Genomic DNA, 17,539 nt, shown 5'->3' with positions numbered 1-17,539 from the left:
AAAGGCACTTCCATGACGCACGAGCCGCCGATCACGATCGACACCACGGCTCCGCACGCGGCCCGGATCTGGAACTACTGGCTGGGCGGCAAGGACAACTACACCGTGGATCGCGAGGCCGGCGACCGGTACCGCGAGACGTACCCCGGGATCGTCGACATGGCGCGCACCGGGCGGGGCTTCCTCGCCCGCGCGGTGGGGTACCTCGCGGGCGAGGCGGGGATCCGCCAGTTCCTCGACATCGGGACCGGGCTGCCCACCGCCGACAACACGCACGAGATCGCGCAGCGGATCGCGCCCGAGTCGCGGATCGTCTACGTCGACAACGATCCGCTGGTCCTCGCGCACGCGCGTGCGCTGCTCACCAGCACTCCGGAGGGCGCGACCGACTACCTGCACGCGGACGTGCGCGATCCGCGCAGGGTTCTCGATCACGCCGCTTCGACCTTGGACTTCAGCCGTCCGACCGCGTTGCTGCTGCTCGGGGTCATGGGGCTCGTGCCCGATGACGACGTCGCTCGGTCCGTCGTCGCCGAGCTGCTGTCCGCGTTGCCTGCGGGGAGTTACCTGGTGTTCGGCGACGCCACGAACTCCGACACCGCTCTGGTCAAGGCGCAGGATCACTACAACGACTCCGGGGCCGCTCAGCCTTACCGGCTTCGGAGTGCGGAGCAGATTCGGGGGTTTCTCCGGGGGTTGGAGCTCGTTCCGCCCGGGTTGGTGGAGTATCCGCAGTGGCGGGGTGACGGGGGTGGGACCGCTTCCGTTGGGGCTTTGGGGGGTGTGGGGGTTAAGGGGTAGGGGGCGGAGGGGGTTTGGGGCCGAAGCGGCTTGGCCGGTTCGGGTTCCGTTGCGTGGGTGGTTCCGGGGCGCTCGCCGCCCCCGGACCCCAGGCAGGTCTCCGGGATGAGATGGGGCGGTCCGCTGCGGTTCGGTTGGGGTGGTTCTCATCCCGTCGACCTCCACGGAGGGCTATCAGACCGCGTCAAGGGGGCGGTTTCGTTGTTGCGCTGCGGGTTTGCCGGTCGGTGCCCCCTTGACACGGCCTGATCGGGCTGGCGCCAGGTCGACGGGATGAGAACCAAACCCCACCCTTGTGGGTGGGGACTTCAACCCCGCAGTGCGGCGCCGTCTGCGGCGAACGCGGCTGCCAGTGCCTCCCGCCATGGGCGCAGCGGGGTCAGGTCGCTGGCGCGCCACGACTCGCCGGACAGCACCGAGAACGCCGGGCGTGGTGCGGGGCGGGGGAACTGCTCGGTCGAGCAGGGTTTGACCCGCTCCGGGTCCGCTCCGAGTTCCTCGAACACCGCTCGGGCGAACTCGAACCAGCTGGCTCGGCCGCTGTTGGTGCAGTGCAGGACCCTGCGCTCCGGGCCCTGGCGGGAGGCCGCTCGTCCCGCCAGTTCCAGCACTCCCGCCGCCAGGTCCGCCGCCCAGGTCGGTGCGCCGATCTGATCGTCCACAACGGACAGTTCCGGGCGTTCGGCTTCCAGGCGGGCCATGGTCTTCACGAAGTTCCCACCTCCGCCTGCCGCGTACACGCCCGAGGTGCGGACCACCCACGCCCGGGCTTCGGACGCCAGGACCGCGCGTTCGCCTTCCAGCTTCGTCCGGCCGTACACGCTGCGCGGGCCGGGTTCGTCCTCCGGCTCGTACGGCCGCCGCGCGTCGCCGGAGAAGACGTAGTCGGTGGAGACGTGCAGCAGCGGGATGCGGCAGGACCGGCAGGCGGCGGCCAGGGCGGCGGCGCCGTCGACGTTGACCGCGCGGGCTCGCTTCTCGTTCTCCTCAGCGGCGTCGACCGCCGTGTACGCCGCGGCGTTGACCACCACCGGTCGCAGGTCGGCGTCGCGCGCTGTCGAGCCGAAGGACTCGATCGCGTCGGCGACCGCCTCGCGGTCGGTGATGTCGAGTTCGGCCGAACCCGGTGCGTGCACCAGAGATTCCGGCCTTCCCGCCAGGGCTCGGACGATCTCGGACCCGAGCTGGCCCCTGCCACCGGGGACCAGCACCGCCAGGCGCTCCATCACTTCGCTCCGTTCGGGTGCTTCAGCGGCTCCCACCAGTCGCGGTTCTCCTCGTACCACTTCACCGTCTCGGCCAGGCCCTGCTCGAAGGCCACGACCGGCCGGTAGCCGAGCTCCTCGGTGATCTTGCGGTGGTCGACCGAGTAGCGGCGGTCGTGCCCCTTGCGGTCGGTCACCGGCTGGACCATCGACCAGTCCCGCCCCATCAGCTCCAGCACCCGCTCGGTCAGCTCCCGGTTCGTCAGCTCGGTGCCGCCGCCGATGTTGTAGATCTCCCCCGGCCGCCCCGATTCCGCCACCAGCTGGATGCCGCGGCAGTGGTCGGTGACGTGCAGCCAGTCGCGCACGTTGAGCCCGTCGCCGTACAGCGGGACCTTCCTGCCCTCCATCAGGTTCGTGACGAACAGCGGCAGCACCTTCTCCGGGTACTGGTAGGGCCCGTAGTTGTTGGAGCAGCGCGTGATGCACACCGGCAGGCCGTGCGTGCGGTGGTAGGAGCGGGCGATCAGGTCCGAACCCGCCTTCGCCGCCGAGTACGGCGAGTTCGGCTCCAGCACGTGGTCCTCCGGCCAGGAACCCTCGTCGATCGTGCCGTAGACCTCGTCGGTGGAGACGTGCACGAACTTCTCCACCCCGGCCGCCAGCGCACCCTGCAGCAGGGTGTTCGTGCCGACGACGTTGGTGACCACGAACTCCGACGCGCCCAGGATCGATCGGTCCACGTGGGACTCGGCCGCGAAGTGCACCACCACGTCGATCCCGCGCATCACGTCCGAGACCACGTCCCAGTCGCAGATGTCGCCGCGCACGAACCGGTACCGCGGATCGTCGGCCACCGGGCGCAGGTTCTCCAGGTTGCCCGCGTAGGTGAGCTTGTCGAGGACCACCACCTCCGCGTCGGAGAACGCCGGGTAGTGCCCGCCGAGAAGCTGCCGTACGTAGTGCGAGCCGATGAAACCGGCCCCACCCGTGACCAAAACCCGCATCGATCGCGCCTTCCTGACACCTGCCCCCCCTGCCGGGGGTCCGCCCGAAGTCTGTCACGCTTGCCGCCACCGACGGTCCGGTTCCCTGCTGACTCTGCGTGACACCACTTCTCACTCGTATGAGGGATGTCACCTGTCTTGACGGGACCGGACCCGCTCCCACTCGATCACCGTTAGCCTTGCGGTGGAACACGAGCAAAATCACCTCTCGCGGGTGTAACGCTCGAAGCAGGCCAAGGAGGATTCGGTGGACGACCGGTCGCGGTGGTCCGGGGGCCCGCAGGGCCGGCCCGGCAGACCTGTTCCGCCCGCGGGTTCCGGCAACGCCCCGCGCACCGGGAACGGGCCCACAACCGGCCACGACAGGGCCGCCCAGGCAGGCCGGACCGCGCGCGGCGCGGCCTCGTCCGGACCCGCCGCGCGGCGTCCGCCGCGGCCGGGCGACCGGGACCGGCAGTCGGCCCGGACGAACCGGCCCACCACTGCCCCCAACGGGGACACCTGGGATCGCGGACGGCAACGAGGAATGGGCGGCCGCACCTTCGGGCGAGTGCTGATCTCCCTCCTTTCGGTGATCGTGCTCAGCACCACCGGATACGCCTGGGCCACGCTGCAGGGCCTCAACAGCGGGATCAAGACCAACGACGTCATCGGCAAGGGCCTGAGCTCCCCCGACGGCGCCACCGACATCCTGCTCGTCGGCAACGACTCCCGCCTCGACGCGCACGGCAACCCGCTGCCCGAGCAGGTCCTGCGCGAGCTGCGCACCACCGACGACGAGGGCGGCGACCTCACCGACACGATGATCCTGGTGCGCATCCCCAACGGCGGACAGCGTGCCAGCGCGATGACGTTCCCCCGCGACACCATGGTCGAGCTGGGCCAGGGCTTCGGCGAGCACAAGCTCACCGAGGCGATGCGCCAGGCCAAGGCCGCCGAGCGGGCGAAGCTGCAGAAGGACGGCGTCAAGGACCCCAAGCAGCTGGAGCAGGAATCGCACAAGGCCGGCCAGAAGTTCCTGATCCAGACCATAGAGGACCTCTCGGGCGTCAGCGTCGACCACTACGCCGAGGTCAACCTGCTCGGCTTCTACGACATCACCAAGGCCGTCGGCGGCGTGGACGTCTGCCTCAAGGACGACGTCGACGACAGCAACTACTCCGGTGCGGTGTTCAAGGCCGGCCCGCAGACCATCCAGGGCGCTGACGCGCTGGCGTTCGTCCGGCAGCGGCACGGGCTCACCAACGAGCTCGACCGCGGCGTCCGCCAGCAGGTGTTCATGTCCGGCCTGGCGCGCAAGGTCCTGTCCAGCGGCACCCTGAGCAACCCCGGCAAGCTCTCGGCGCTGGTCAGCGCCATCCAGAAGTCGATCGTGGTGGACGACGACCTGGGCAACGACATGATGGGCTTCGCCCAGCAGCTGCAGGGCATCGCCGGTGGTGACATCGAGTTCCACACCATTCCGGTGCACCTGGTCGGTCCCTCCGGCCAGGAGGACGTGACGGTCAAGCCGCGCGAGGTCCAGCAGTTCGCCGCCGACCTGCTGCTGCCGCCGGACCAGCGCAAGGTCAAGCAGCAGGCCGACGCGACGGCCGAGCAGCTGCGCTCCAAGACCACGGTCAGCGTCTACAACGCCTCCGAGCTCAGCGGGCTGGCCGCCAACGTGCTGGAGGAGATCGTCGCCGACGGCTTCGCGCAGGGCGGCAGCGCCAACGCCGAGACGATGCCGAGCTCGGTGGTCTACAGCGCGCCCGGCGAGGAGGCGGTCGCCCAGCAGGTCGCCGACACCCTCGGCGGGCTCAAGGTGCAGGCCAGCCCGAACGTCAAGCCGGGCAACGTCGAGGTCTACCTGGGCAAGGACTACGACGGCCCCGGCAAGAACAACTTCGCGGGCCCCCGGGCGGTGGCACTGGACGGGGTGAAGCAGGCCCCGGTCGCACCCGCTCAGGTACCGGACCAGCCGACGATCACCGCCGACGGAGTTCCCTGCGTCAACTGATCGCGTTACCCAGCGCAGTACTCTAGGTTGTCGCGTGGGCGCAATCGGGAGGCGAGCGTGGGGGACGGACAGGACCAGGAACCGACCGGGACAGATGCCGGCGAGTTAGCCGAGCCGGCGCACCGCACGCACCGGGTCGCCCGGTTCGCCGGGCGCGGCATGACGGCGCTGGTGTCGGTGGTGGTGCTCGGCATGACCGCCGTCGGGTGGGTCACGCTGGACCGGCTGACCAGCGACGTCAGCACCTCGCCGGTGCTGGCCGAGGCCACCGGCGGACCGCCGGCCGACGACGGCGCGACCGACCTGCTGCTGGTCGGCAACGACAGCCGCACCGACGCCCAGGGCGCACCGCTGCCCGAGCACGTCCTCAAGGAGCTGCGCACCGAGTCCAGCAACGGTTACAACACCGACTCGCTGATCCTGGTGCGGGTTCCGCACAGCGGCGTGACGCCGTCGGCGGTGTCCATCCCGCGCGACACCTACACCGCGGGCCCGGACGGGCGGCAGGAGAAGATCAACGCGGTGTACGGGCTGGCCAAGACCGCGGCCGCGGGCGGACGCACCGGCGGCGACGTGGAGCAGCAGTCCAAGCAGGCGGGCGAACGCGCGCTGGTGGAGACCGTGCAGGGGCTCACCGGGGTCCGCATCGACCACTACGCCGAGGTCAACATGCTCGGCTTCTACGAGGTCACCGAGGCCATCGGCGGGGTGGAGGTCTGCCTGAACCAGGCCACCAGCGACAAGGACTCCGGCGCCGAGTTCGCCGCCGGGACGCAGAACATCTCCGGCGGGGACGCGCTCGCGTTCGTCCGCCAGCGCCACGGCCTGCCGCGCGGCGACCTGGACCGGATCGTGCGGCAGCAGGCGTTCATGGCCTCGGTGCTGCGGAAGGTGCTGTCCACCGGCACGCTGACCGACCCGGCGAAGGTCAACGGCCTGATCAACGCCGCCCGCCGGTCGGTCGTGCTCGACAAGGACTGGGACGTGGGCGGGTTCGCCCAGCAGATGCAGGCGCTGGCCTCCGGCAGCGTGGAGTTCGTGACCATGCCGGTGGTCAGCACGAGCGCCCGCGACGACCGCGGGCAGAGCATCGTCACCATCGATCCGGGGCAGGTGAAGTCGTTCGTCGCGGGCCTGGCCACGGCTCCGGCCGCGGCGCCGCCGACCACCCAGGGCTTCGCCGCGCACCGCCCGGTGCGCCTCGACGGCGCGGCCCCCGAGCAGACCCCGCCGATCACCCCCGGCGGCATCCCCTGCGTGAACTGACCGCGGCCCGGTCGCACCGCAGCGCAAGACGAGTCAAAACCATCCCCTAGGCTTCAAGCATGAGCGTCACGCAGCAGTTGCTGGGCCCGCTGTTGACCTCCGGCGGACCGAAGCCGCTGGTCACCTACTACGACGACGCGACGGATGCGCGCATCGAGCTGTCCCGGCTGACGGTGGGCAACTGGGCTGCGAAGACGGCCAACTGGCTGGTCGACGAGATCGACCTCGAACCCGGCACGCCGGTGTCGGTCGCCCTGCCCGCGCACTGGCAGACCGTCGGCGTGCTGCTGGGCGCGTGGTGGGCCGGCGCGCACGTCGTCGACGCGCCGGACGGCGCGGAGGTCGCCTTCGTGCCCGCCGACGACCTCGACCGGGGCGACGGCGCGCACGTGGTGGCCGCGGTCGGGCTCGACTCGCTCGGCGCTCCGGTGCGGGGGCTGCCCGACGACGTCGTGGACTACGTCTCCGACATCCGGGCCCACGGCGACGACTTCCTCGCGATCACCCCGGTTCCGGGCGACTCGCCCGCGCTGCTGGGCGCGACCGTCGACGAGGTCGTGCGCACCGCCCGGGAACGCGCCGAGGCGGTGGGCATCGGGCGGGACGACCGGGTTCTGTCCACTCTGGACTGGACGTTGCCCGCCGGGGCGGTCGACGGGCTGCTGACCGTGCTCGCCGCGCAGGCGGCGCTGGTGCAGTGCGCCAACCCCGACCCGGCGAAGCTGGACCGGCGCCGGTCCGACGAGCGGATCACCGTCGAACTCGGCGCCGGAACGGCGGATCAGGCTTCGGCGCGCTGAGGCTGCTTCGCGAACAGCGCGGGCAGCGTGTAGCGGGAGCCGCTGAAGCCCAGCACGAGGCTGACCACGGCGAGCACGAGGACGTACTCGAACCCGCCGTCTCCGGTGAAGAAGCCGGACGACAGGTGGGCGAAGCCCATCGCGCCGACCATCAGCGCGGCGAGCAGCACGCCCGCGACCGGCAGCAGAACTCCGAGGATCAGCGTCGCGCCGCCGAGGAACTCCACGGCGACGGTGAACCACGCCGCCACCGAGGGCAGCGGGATCCCCATCTGACCGAAACCTTCGACCACCTTGTCCATGCCGTTGACGGCGACCTTCTGGTAGCCGTGCGCGATGAACGTCGCGCCGACGACCAGTCGTGCCAGCAGGACCGTCAGTTCACGAGCACGTTGCTGCATCGCGGATCCCTTTCCGAGGACGGTGGAGCTCGGACACGAGGATATACGTGAAGCTTCAAGTATTTCCGGGGCGGAGAACATCGTCACACCGCATTCGGAAGCATGGCGAGACGCGGCGGGCAACCGACACCGCATCGTAATGGTCTAAACCACTAAACGGTGGCCGTCCCGCCGCCGAACAACCGGTTCCCGGACTACCCGAGCCGGTCCTGCAGGCCGGCGTGCTTGTCCAGCACCAGGTTCTCCAGGCCGGCCTGGAACGACGCCATCGCCGACCGGAGCCGCTCGCCGAGCTCACCGGAGTCGGCGGCCAGCATCCGGACCGCGAGCAGGCCCGCGTTGCGCGCCCCGCCGACCGACACCGTCGCGACCGGCACGCCCGCGGGCATCTGCACGATCGACAGCAGCGAGTCCATCCCGTCCAGGTACTTCAGCGGCACCGGGACGCCGATCACCGGCAGCACCGTCGCCGAGGCGACCATGCCCGGCAGGTGCGCGGCTCCCCCGGCCCCGGCGATGATCACGCGGACACCCCGGTCGGCGGCCTCGCGGGCGTAGTCCAGCATCCGCTGCGGCGTGCGGTGCGCGGAGTAGACGCCGACCTCGAACGGCACGTCGAACTCCGACAGCGCCTGCCCGGCCGCCTCCATCACCGGCCAGTCCGAGTCGCTGCCCATGATCACGCCGACCAGAGGGTTCACCTGCGCGCCCTTCCGTTGTTCCGTGCGGGGTTTCAGTGGATCCGGAAGCCGTCGGCCCACTCGGCGTTCGACAGCCAGTGCGCCGCGAGCTCGGCCTCCCGGCGGACCTCGGCCATCCGGTCGCCGAGCAGCGTCACGTGGCCGACCTTGCGGCCCGGTCGCTCGGCCTTGCCGTAGAGGTGGACCTTGGCGTGCGGGAAGCGCGCGAACAGGTGGTGCAGGCGCTCGTCGACGCCCATCTTCGGCTCGGTGGGGGCGCCGAGGACGTTGGCCATCACCACCGCGGGCGCGGTCTGCTCGGTGCTGCCCAGCGGGTAGTCGAGCACCGCGCGCAGGTGCTGCTCGAACTGCGAGGTGCGGGAGCCCTCGATCGTCCAGTGGCCGGAGTTGTGCGGGCGCATCGCCAGCTCGTTGACCACCAGGCCCGAGTCGGTCTCGAACAGCTCGACCGCGAGCACGCCGACCACCCCGAGCGCGTCGGCGACCTGGAGGGCCAGGTCCTGGGCCTGCTGGGCCAGGTCCTCCGGCACGTCCGGCGCCGGGGCGAGCACCTGCACGCAGATCCCGTCCGACTGCACGGTCTCCACCAGCGGCCACACCGCGCCCTGGCCGAACGGCGAGCGCGCGACCAGCGCCGCGAGCTCCCGGCGCAGCGGAACCCGCTGCTCCACCAGCAGCGGCGAGCCCGCGTCCAGCAGTTCGGCGGTGGTGCGCTTGGCGCCCTCCGGGGTGTTGAGGACCCACACGCCGCGGCCGTCGTAGCCGCCGCGAGCGGTCTTGAGCACGCACGGCCAGCCGTGCTCGGCGCCGAACTCCAGCACGTCCGCGGGCTTGGTGACCTCGGCGAACGGCGGCACCGGAATGCCGAGCTCGGCGAGCTTGCGGCGCATCACCAGCTTGTCCTGGGCGTGCAGCAGCGCGTCCGGTCCCGGGTGCACGGCGACGCCGGCGGCGACCAGCTCGCGCAGGTGCTCGCCGGGGACGTGCTCGTGGTCGAAGGTCACCACGTCGCAGCCCTGCGCGAACGACTTCAGCGCGTCCAGGTCGGTGTGGTGGCCGATCTCGACGTCGGGCGCGACGAGCGCGGCCGGGTCGTTCGCGGAGACCGCGAGCACCTTCAGGGACTGCCCGAGGGGGATCGCCGCCTGGTGGGTCATCCTCGCGAGCTGCCCACCACCGATCATGCCGACGACTGGGGTTCCGGTGCGCTGGTCCACGTCAAAAGACTAAAGCGGTGCGCAGCGCGGTCGGCGCAGGGGGCCGGTCGGTGCGGGGGCACGCGGGCGCCGCCCGCACCGGCTGTCAGGCCATCGACGTGAGCAACGCGCACGCCTGCGCGTGCTCGGCCGGGAGCGGTTCCCGCTCGACCCGGACCGGGCTGTTGAGCGACAGCCCCGGGTCGTCGGCGATCCGCTGCTTGATCATCCACCGCACCCGGGTGCAGCGGCTCTCCAGCGACTCGTCCAGGGGAGCCAGCACCGCCGCCGCCGAAGGCCGCACCAGCGACACCGTCTCGCCCCCGTCGAACACCGTCCGCAGCACGTCGGCGGCGAGCACCATCGCCATCATCCGCGGGTAGCCGTGGTCGTCCTCCGGGACGTCGAGGAACACCGTGACCAGGGTGAACTCCTCGTCCGCCGAGCAGCCCCGGGCCCGCGCCGAGCGGTAGACCTCGTGCAGGCGGGTGCGCAGGTACGACAGCGTTGTCAGCCCGGTAAGCGGGTCGTCGACCTCGCGCCCGACGGTCAGCCGCGCGATCACGTCCGCCCAGCCCAGCGCGGTCGCGCGGATCATGTTCGCGGGCACCGCGTCCGGGTCCGGCGAGACCAGGCCGTCGTGGTGGCCGGTTCCCGCGGCATGCAGGGCCGCCAGGTCCTGCAACGTCCCGGCCAGCCCCACGCCCGCCTCGGCGCGCGCGGCGCCGAGGTCGCCCAGCCCTTCGGTCAGATCGCCACCGGTCACCACGGCCTGGCACACCCGGTCCACCGCCGCGGAGGCCCAGTCGCTGGGGAACGGCCAGCCCGCCGCCAGGCTCGCGGTGCGCCACCTCGACCGCAGCGCCCGGCTCCTCCCCTGAACGAGCCCTCCGTCACACCGCCGGGTCCACTCTCTCCTGCTCAACGCCCCTCCTTCACGCTTTCTGCAAAAGGGACGCAAGAGGCGCTCGCCCATGACGGTGCACGCGTTGGCGTTTCGGGTTTGAAGTAGATCACACTAATCTTCAGCTCCCAGCCGTCATGAGCAACGTGTATATGACTCACAACGACGACGGCTCTGGCAGGACCGGCGCAGCCCGGACGCGGGCGGGCGAGGAAGGTGCGGCGTGGCAACAGCTCCGGCAGATACGCAGGGCCCCAGTGACGGGGAGCTGATCGAGGCGGTCCGGCACGGTTCCACCGAGGCGTACGCCCAGCTGTACGAACGGCACGTCAACGCCGCCTACAACATGGCGCGCCAGGTGGCCAAGTCCACCGCGGAAGCCGACGACCTGGTCTCCGAGGCGTTCGCCAAGGTGCTGGACACGCTGCGCGCCGGGCGGGGCCCGACCACCGCCTTCCGCGCGTACCTGCTGACCGCCTTGCGCAACACCGCCTACGACCGGACCCGCCGGGACAAGAAGCTCCACCTCGCCCCGGACGTCGCCGAGGTCTCCGGCGCCGACGTCGGGGTCCCGTTCACCGACACCGCGGTGGCCGGACTGGAACGCACGCTCGCCGCGCAGGCGTTCGCCCGGCTGCCGGAGCGGTGGCAGACGGTGCTCTGGCACGTCGAGATCGAGGGCCAGTCGCCGTCCGAGGTCGCGCCGCTGCTGGGGCTGACCGCCAACGGCGTCTCCGCGCTGGCCTACCGCGCCCGCGAGGGCCTGCGGCAGGCGTACCTGCAGGTCCACCTCGGGCAGCTGGAGAACACCCCGGGCGTGGAGCAGTGCCGCGCGGCCATGGACCGGCTCGGGGCCTGGACCCGCAAGGGCCTGTCGAAGCGGGAGACCGCGCAGGTCGAGGCGCACCTCGACGGCTGCGACCGGTGCCGGGCCCTGGCCGCTGAACTGGCCGAGGTCAACGGCGCCCTGCACCTGATCATCGCGCCGCTGGTGCTCGGCGGGGGTGCCGCGGGCTACCTCGCGCTCTCCGGCTCGGGCGCCGGGGGCGCGGCAGCCGCCGGGGCGGCCGGTGCGGCGGCCACCTCGGTGCCGCGGCAGACGGTGACCTCCGGTTTCTCCGGGGTCGCCCTGGCCGCGGCGATCGCTCTCGCGGCAGCCGCGGGCACCGAGGAGCTCCGCCCCGTCGCGGCGGATCCCCCACCACCACCGCCACCGCCGGCTCCGGTGCAACCGCCGCCGAAGCCGCCGGCTCCGCTTCCGCCCAAGCCGAAGCCGCCCGCACCGCAGCTCCCGCCGCCACCGGCGCCGCAACCACCGCCCGCCACGCCGATGCTGAACGCCAGCGGCCCGGGAGCGCCTATCCAGCTGGTCGCCGGCGGGGCTCCGGCCTCGCTGCCGATCACCATCAACAACTCGGGCTCCGGCCCGTCGGAGCCGGTCACGACCTCGCTGACGCTGCCGCCGGGGGTCACCGCGACCGTGCCGGGCGCCGGGTCGTCGGGTCCGGCGTCGACCACTCCGCAGAGCGCGGGCGCGGGCTACCGGACCCAGGTCCAGGGGCCGCCGGTGCGCTGCGACCAGGCCCCCGGCAGCATCCGGTGCACCACCGACCGCGGGCTCGCCCCCGGGGAGAACCTGACCATCGGGTTCCTGGTCAGCGCCGACGAGACCGCCGAGGGCGGGACCATCACCGCCACCGTCACCGCCGGTCAGACCATCGACCTGCGGCTGCCGACGGTGCCGGTCGTGGTCGAGCCGGAGCCCGTCGACGGCATCGACGTGGAGGCGACCGGCCTGGGTCACGTGCCCTGGCTGCGCAGCCGGGTGCTGATCTCCATGCACAACACCGGCAACAGCTCCGGCCGCGCCCGGGCGGTGGCCGAGCTGCCCGCGGGCGTCAGCGCGACCGGCCTCCCGCCGGAGTGCTCCGCGCGGCCGGTCGGGCAGGTCGAGTGCTCGGTGGAGCTGGCGCCGGGCCAGCGCTACCTCGGCGACGTGTGGCTCGACAGCCTTCCCGGCCTGCCGGAATGGCCGGACGACCGGCACGATCTTCCGGACCCGCTGCACCGCTGGATCACGATCCCGGTGACCGCGTCCCTGGGCGCGGCGACCGACCGCGACACCGCCGAGCTGTGGCTGTGGTTCCCGTGGTGGCCGGAGCCGCCGGAGAACCCGCACCCGACCAGCACCTCGGAACCCACCAGCACGCCGCGCCCGACCAGCGAGACCAGCTGGCCGGACTGCCCGTGGTGGCCGCTGCCCGGCGCGTACGAACGGCCGTGCTGGCACCATCCGCCGCTGCCGACCTCGACGACGGAACCGCCCACGTCCACGACGGAACCGCCCACGACGAGCACATCGCCGTCGACGACGAGCAGCACCACGCCTCCGACCACCAGCTCGACCCCGGCGGAAAGCTCGACGCCACCCGGAAGGGAGCCCGCTCTGGGCCGGCCACTCCGATAAATCGGACGTTTCACCGACGCAGTCACCTGGTTGGAGTAAATCCGTAGACTCGGAAGCGTGTCCGTTGTCGAGTCGGTGCTCACGCGCATCCCGCAGCCGTACCGCCGGATCGCTATCCGCCACCGCGAGCTGCTCAAGTTCGGAGTAGTCGGCGGCATCACCTTCTTCATCGACACGGCGATCTTCTACTTCCTGAAGCTGACGATCCTCGCGCCCAAGCCGGTCACCGCGAAGATCGTCGCGGTGCTGGTCGCCACGATCGTGTCGTACGTGCTGAACCGCGAGTGGTCGTTCCGCACCCGCGGCGGCCGGGAGCGGCACCACGAGGCCGCGCTGTACTTCGCCGTCAGCGGCATCGGGATCGGGCTCTACGCCGCGCCGCTGTGGATCTCGCGGTACCTACTGCACCTCCAGGAACCGTTCACCAGCCGGTTCGTGGAGGAGATCGCCGACTTCACCGCCGGGCAGATCGTCGGGCTGCTGGTCGGGATGGCCTTCCGCTGGTGGGCCTTCCGGAAGTGGGTCTTCCCCACGCACCACCACGCCGAGGCCGAGCCCCGGGAGATGAGCTTCAGCCGGCGCTGAGCGCTCAGCGGGGCCGGGACTCGATCTTCCAGGGAATCCCGAGCACGTCGTCGGCCCTCGCCACCGGCAGGAACACCTCGAACAGCGCGGGCCGGGCCTTGCTCAGCTCCAGCCTGCCGCCGTCGGCCTCCACCAGCGCCCGCGCCAGCGCCAGCCCGACGCCGGTGGACCCGCCCGCCGAGAAACCGCGGTCGAAGACGTAGGGCACCAGCTGGTCCGGCACGCCCGGCCCGGCGTCGCCCACCTCGACCACGACCGTGCCGTTGCCGTGCCGCGCGGCGAGCGTGACGGTGCCCTCGCCGTGCCGGAGGGCGTTGTCGAGCAGCACGCCGATCACCTCGCGCAGCCGCGCCGGGGTCGCGCGGGCGAGCAGCCCCTCCGGCACCTTCAGCCGCAGCGTCCGGCTCTCCGCCTTGAACGGGTCCCGCCACTCGGCCGCCACGTCGGACAGGTGCGTCGACACGTCGAGCGGTTCGGCGTCCTTGGCGCGGGCCGCGGTGGCCGCCGCGAGCAGGTCGTCGAGGACCTTCGACAGCCGCTCCGCCTGCTCCAGCGCCGCGGACGCCTCCTCGGACACGTCCGGGTCCTTGATCTCGGCCAGCGCCTCCAGCCGCAGGTGCAGCGCGGTGAGCCGGCTGCGCAGCTGGTGGGAGACGTCACCGACGAGCTCCCGCTCCCGCTGCACCAGGTGCGACAGCGCCGCGCCGGAGGCGTCGAGGGCGTCGGCGACCCGGTCCAGCTCGGGAACCGCGTGCCGCTTCGGGTCCGCCCGGAAGTCGCCCGCGCCCAGGCGCGCCGCGCGGGCGGCGACGTGGCGCAGCGGATCGGCCAGGCGCCGGGCGGTCACGGTCGCCACGATCATCCCGGTCCCCGCCGACAGCACCACCAGCAGCAGCACCAGGCCGGCGACCTGCAACTGCTGAGCCCGCACCGGGGCGCTCGGCGAGGCGATGGTCACGGTGCCGCTCTTGACCGTCGGCACCATCTCCACCAGCGGATCGCGCCCCGGATCCGGTCCGTAGGTGTAGTCCTGGTGCTGGGTGCGCACGACCAGCCGGGCCCCGCCGGGCACGGCGAGCCGGGCGGCGTTGAGGTCGATCGGCCGGTGCGAGGCGATCTGCTCGTCGAGCAGCGTGGCGATCTGCTGCGCGCGGGTCGCCAGATCGCCCCTGGTGAAGTCCTCGACCAGCTTCAGCGCGCTGAAGCCCAGCGGGAACCCGAACACCGCGGCGGTGACGGCCACCGCGAGCAGGGTGGACAGCAGGATGCGGCGGCGCATGGTCAGTCGGCGTTGAAGCGGAACCCGACGCCGCGGACGGTGGCGATGCGCTGGTCGTCAAGCCTGCTGTTGCCGTCGCCGAGCTTGCGGCGCAGCCAGGAGATGTGCATGTCCAGCGTCTTGCTGCCCTTGCGGCTGGGCTCGGGCCAGACCTCGTCCAGGATCTCCTCGCGGGTGACCACCTGACCGGCGTGCTGCATCAGCACCCGCAGCAGCTCGAACTCCTTGTTCGCCAGCTGCACCTCGTGCTCGTCGACCAGCACCCGCCGCGCGGTCAGCTCCAGCCGGACCCCGGACGCCTCCAGCGTCTCCGGGGCGCCGCGCCGCAGCAGGGCGCGGATGCGGGCCATCAGCTCGGCGAGGCGGAAGGGCTTGGCGACGTAGTCGTCGGCGCCGGCGTCGAGGCCGACGACGAAGTCGACCTCGTCGGTGCGGGCGGTCAGCATCAGCACCGGCAGCCCGCGGCCCTGGGCGCGCAGCCGCCTGCACACCTCCAGCCCGTCCATCTCCGGCAGGCCGAGGTCGAGCACCAGCAGATCGATCCCCCCGGAGGACGCCGCCCGTAACGCCGCGGGGCCGTCCTCGATCACCTGCACCGAATAGCCCTCTCGTTGCAGCGCTCTCGACAACGGCACCGCGATGGCTGGGTCGTCTTCGGCCAGCAGGACAACACTCACGCCTCCCAGCCTAGAGGTCGGCGAGGATCACGGGCGGCGTACTGCTGAACCCGGTCCGTCGCGCCCGGCCGCGTCCGGGCCGGGCGCGGCGGCTCGAATAGGGTGCCGGGTGTGACCGATCTCGAACTCGCCCTGCACCTCGCCGACGTCGCCGACGCGATCACCGCGGACCGCTTCCGGGCGCGCGACCTGGCCGTGGACCGCAAGCCCGACCGCACCCCGGTCACCGACGCCGACCTCGCGGTGGAGGACGCGGTCCGCGAGGTGCTCGCGGAGCGCAGGCCGGACGACGTGGTCGCCGGGGAGGAGCGCGGCGGCACCGCGGGCCCGGGCCGGGCCTGGGTGCTCGACCCGATCGACGGCACGAAGAACTTCCTGCGCGGTGTCCCGGCCTGGGCGACCCTGATCGCGCTGGTCGACGGCGGCAGGCCGGTGGTCGGCGTGATCAGCGCGCCCGCGCTGGGCAAGCGCTGGTGGGCGGCGTCCGGCGCGGGAGCCTGGGCGAGCGTCGCCGGGGGCGAGCCGGAGCGGATCTCGGTGTCGGGCGTGCGCGAGATCTCCGACGCCTACGTCTCGACCACCCACCTCGGGACCTGGTCGCAGCACCACTCGCGGGAGTCCTACCTGCGGCTGGTCGACGCCTGCTGGGAGAACCGCGCGTTCGGCGACTTCTGGCAGCACTGCCTGGTGGCCGAGGGCGCGATCGACCTCGCCGCGGAGCCGATCGTGAACCCCTGGGACGTCGCCGCGGTGCAGGTGCTCGTGGAGGAGGCCGGGGGCAGGTTCACCGACCTGTCCGGTGCGGCTCGGTACGACCGCGGCAGCGCTCTGTCGTCCAACGGGCAGCTGCACGAAACCGCGCTGGGGCTGCTGGGCTGATCAGCTGGCTGGTGGCTTGCGGGGAAGATCCCTAGCCCTTCGCGCGACTGCTGCGCTACCTCGGCGAGCACGCCCGGTGCGTGCACCGCGGCTTGCCGGGAAGATCCCTAGCCCTGGGCCGGAGTCCCCTTTGCCGGGGTGCTGGTCGTGTCGACCGGGCCGATGACGCCGCGCAGCGCCTGGGTCCAGGTGAGCCTGCCGAACAGGTAGAAGCAGGCGACCTGCTCGCTGTTGAAGCGCGCCCAGTCGTAGCGGTTGCCGTGCTCGCGCCAGAACACCTCCCACCCGGTCGCGCCGTCGACCTCCTCGCGCACCAGGCACCAGCGGTCGTCGGCCTCGGCGCCCACCGAGACCATGGCGTTCGGGACGCCCATCGCCTCCAGCCAGCCGAGCACGGATTCGGTGTTCACTTCGCGGCCTCCTCGGCTGTCGCCTGCTCGCGGTCGATGCGCAACGTCTGCGCCTCCGCCGCCTCGCGCTGCCTGGTCAGCTCCACCAGGTAGCCCAAGGAGACCAGATCGTCCAGCGGGTAGGTCGCGCGGTACCGGATGCCGCCGCCGGGCTGGGCGAACCACGGCGCGGTCGCGATCTGCCACACCGGCAGCCGCCGCATCACCCGGTACCGCCGGTACGCGCGCTCCAGGTGCTCGGGCGGCAGGCAGCGCTGGGAGAAGGAGGTCCCGAGCGCGGCCAGCATCCGGCCCTCCCCGTCGCCGATCCGGTCGACGACGGTGTCCGGCTCCAGCACCACCGGCTCGGCCTCGGCGACCCCGCCCTCGGGGTGCTCGCCGGTCGGCGGCCAGGCGTACTCGCCGTCCCGCACCTGGTACTTGTGCTCCCACTCGATCTCGCTGAGCTCGCCGAGCGGATCGTGCGCGCCGATCACGTCCTCCGGAACCGAGCCGGGCTCCTCCCGCTCCAGCCCGCCGGACTCGCCGGACCGGACCCTGGCCAGCGCGTCGGTGTCGTCGACCAGGTCCGCCTGCGGGTGGTCCTGCGGCGCGAACCGACCGGACCGGTGGGCCTCGGCCTCCGCCTCCGCCGGAGCGACCTGCCCGCTCGGCCTGCTCGCGGCGACCGGCATGTGCCCGATCGGGAACTGGTGGAGCACGAACGCGAGCACCAGCGGGTCGCGCTCGTTCCGGCGCGGCGCCCGCTGCGGCGGTTCCGGCATCGCCGGAGGTTGCTGCGGGCCCGGACGCAGCGGGGCGCGCTGTTGCTGTTGCTGTGGTTGTTGCTGTTGCTGCTGCGGGCTTTGCTGGATCACGTGGCCCTGCTGCGGAGGCCGTCCCGGCGGCATCGGCTGCGGGGGTGCGTACCCGGCGGGCGGCTGGGGCGGTGCGACCGGAGGTCGCGGACCCGCCACCGGCAC

Annotated in this window: 17 protein-coding genes; 7 read left to right on the top strand and 10 right to left on the bottom strand. The window is 72.2% G+C overall.

The genetic code is table 11. The features are described 5' to 3' along the window. Positions 1-12 precede the first annotated feature (12 nt). Positions 13-801, top strand: coding sequence for an SAM-dependent methyltransferase (locus ABD691_RS30030; protein WP_344685502.1), 789 nt, complete (start codon positions 13-15; stop codon positions 799-801). Positions 802-1,109: 308 nt separating this feature from the next. Here ABD691_RS30030 and rfbD read toward each other — a convergent pair whose 3' ends face one another. Beyond that, positions 1,110-2,027 (bottom strand): dTDP-4-dehydrorhamnose reductase, encoded by a 918-nt coding sequence (rfbD, locus tag ABD691_RS30025; RefSeq protein ID WP_344685501.1) that lies wholly within the window; start codon positions 2,025-2,027, stop codon positions 1,110-1,112. After that, the gene (rfbB, locus tag ABD691_RS30020; RefSeq protein ID WP_344685500.1) at positions 2,027-3,013 is read right to left on the bottom strand and encodes a dTDP-glucose 4,6-dehydratase; all 987 of its coding nucleotides are present in this window, start codon (positions 3,011-3,013) and stop codon (positions 2,027-2,029) included. Before rfbB ends, rfbD begins: the two co-directional genes overlap by 1 nt. 550 nt (positions 3,014-3,563) lie before the next feature. Between rfbB and ABD691_RS30015 the strand changes: the two genes are divergently transcribed. Genes ABD691_RS30015 through ABD691_RS30005 form a run of 3 tightly spaced genes read left to right on the top strand, consistent with a single transcriptional unit; the run spans position 3,564 to position 7,078 of the window. After that, complete coding sequence (locus ABD691_RS30015; protein WP_344685498.1) at positions 3,564-5,012, top strand: LCP family protein; 1,449 nt, start codon at positions 3,564-3,566, stop codon at positions 5,010-5,012. A 57-nt stretch (positions 5,013-5,069) separates the two neighbouring features. After that, positions 5,070-6,278 (top strand): LCP family protein, encoded by a 1,209-nt coding sequence (locus ABD691_RS30010; RefSeq protein WP_344685497.1) that lies wholly within the window; start codon positions 5,070-5,072, stop codon positions 6,276-6,278. A 59-nt stretch (positions 6,279-6,337) separates the two neighbouring features. Further along, positions 6,338-7,078 (top strand): TIGR03089 family protein, encoded by a 741-nt coding sequence (locus ABD691_RS30005; RefSeq protein ID WP_344685495.1) that lies wholly within the window; start codon positions 6,338-6,340, stop codon positions 7,076-7,078. On the opposite strand, the gene ABD691_RS30000 is transcribed toward ABD691_RS30005, so the two are convergent. The 4 genes from ABD691_RS30000 to ABD691_RS29985 form a co-directional block, all read right to left on the bottom strand. Continuing rightward, positions 7,060-7,479: a DoxX family protein gene (locus tag ABD691_RS30000; RefSeq protein ID WP_344685493.1), complete on the bottom strand. Its 420-nt coding sequence runs from the start codon at positions 7,477-7,479 to the stop codon at positions 7,060-7,062. The genes ABD691_RS30005 and ABD691_RS30000 overlap by 19 nt on opposite strands. A gap of 194 nt (positions 7,480-7,673) precedes the next feature. Continuing rightward, positions 7,674-8,180, bottom strand: a complete 507-nt coding sequence (gene purE, locus ABD691_RS29995; protein ID WP_344685491.1) for a 5-(carboxyamino)imidazole ribonucleotide mutase — start codon at positions 8,178-8,180, stop codon at positions 7,674-7,676. Between the two features lie 32 nt (positions 8,181-8,212). Further along, positions 8,213-9,397, bottom strand: coding sequence for a 5-(carboxyamino)imidazole ribonucleotide synthase (locus ABD691_RS29990; protein WP_344685490.1), 1,185 nt, complete (start codon positions 9,395-9,397; stop codon positions 8,213-8,215). Between the two features lie 85 nt (positions 9,398-9,482). Then, the gene (locus ABD691_RS29985) at positions 9,483-10,301 is read right to left on the bottom strand and encodes a hypothetical protein (protein WP_344685488.1); all 819 of its coding nucleotides are present in this window, start codon (positions 10,299-10,301) and stop codon (positions 9,483-9,485) included. Positions 10,302-10,503: 202 nt separating this feature from the next. Between ABD691_RS29985 and ABD691_RS29980 the strand changes: the two genes are divergently transcribed. After that, positions 10,504-12,747, top strand: coding sequence for a sigma-70 family RNA polymerase sigma factor (locus ABD691_RS29980; RefSeq protein WP_344685486.1), 2,244 nt, complete (start codon positions 10,504-10,506; stop codon positions 12,745-12,747). 57 nt (positions 12,748-12,804) lie between these two features. After that, on the top strand, positions 12,805-13,332 hold the full coding sequence (locus ABD691_RS29975) for a GtrA family protein (RefSeq protein ID WP_344685484.1): 528 nt from the start codon (positions 12,805-12,807) through the stop codon (positions 13,330-13,332). A gap of 4 nt (positions 13,333-13,336) precedes the next feature. Here ABD691_RS29975 and ABD691_RS29970 read toward each other — a convergent pair whose 3' ends face one another. Both ABD691_RS29970 and ABD691_RS29965 read right to left on the bottom strand, forming a co-directional pair. After that, on the bottom strand, positions 13,337-14,611 hold the full coding sequence (locus tag ABD691_RS29970) for an ATP-binding protein (RefSeq protein WP_344685482.1): 1,275 nt from the start codon (positions 14,609-14,611) through the stop codon (positions 13,337-13,339). 2 nt (positions 14,612-14,613) lie between these two features. After that, positions 14,614-15,288 (bottom strand): response regulator transcription factor, encoded by a 675-nt coding sequence (locus tag ABD691_RS29965; protein ID WP_344685481.1) that lies wholly within the window; start codon positions 15,286-15,288, stop codon positions 14,614-14,616. A 111-nt stretch (positions 15,289-15,399) separates the two neighbouring features. Here ABD691_RS29965 and hisN point away from each other — a divergent pair, with 111 nt between their 5' ends. After that, entirely contained in the window at positions 15,400-16,167 is a 768-nt protein-coding gene (gene hisN / locus ABD691_RS29960; RefSeq protein WP_344685478.1) for a histidinol-phosphatase, read from the top strand. A gap of 107 nt (positions 16,168-16,274) precedes the next feature. Here hisN and ABD691_RS29955 read toward each other — a convergent pair whose 3' ends face one another. Continuing rightward, complete coding sequence (locus ABD691_RS29955) at positions 16,275-16,577, bottom strand: hypothetical protein (protein WP_344685476.1); 303 nt, start codon at positions 16,575-16,577, stop codon at positions 16,275-16,277. Continuing rightward, a partial coding sequence (locus ABD691_RS29950) for a TNT domain-containing protein (RefSeq protein WP_344685474.1) occupies positions 16,574-17,539 on the bottom strand: 966 nt, incomplete at its 5' end. The genes ABD691_RS29950 and ABD691_RS29955, both read right to left, overlap by 4 nt.

This window comes from Saccharopolyspora taberi (genome assembly GCF_039534165.1).
Lineage (GTDB): Bacteria > Actinomycetota > Actinomycetes > Mycobacteriales > Pseudonocardiaceae > Saccharopolyspora_D > Saccharopolyspora_D taberi.
This window is presented reverse-complemented; position numbering and strand designations above follow the sequence as displayed.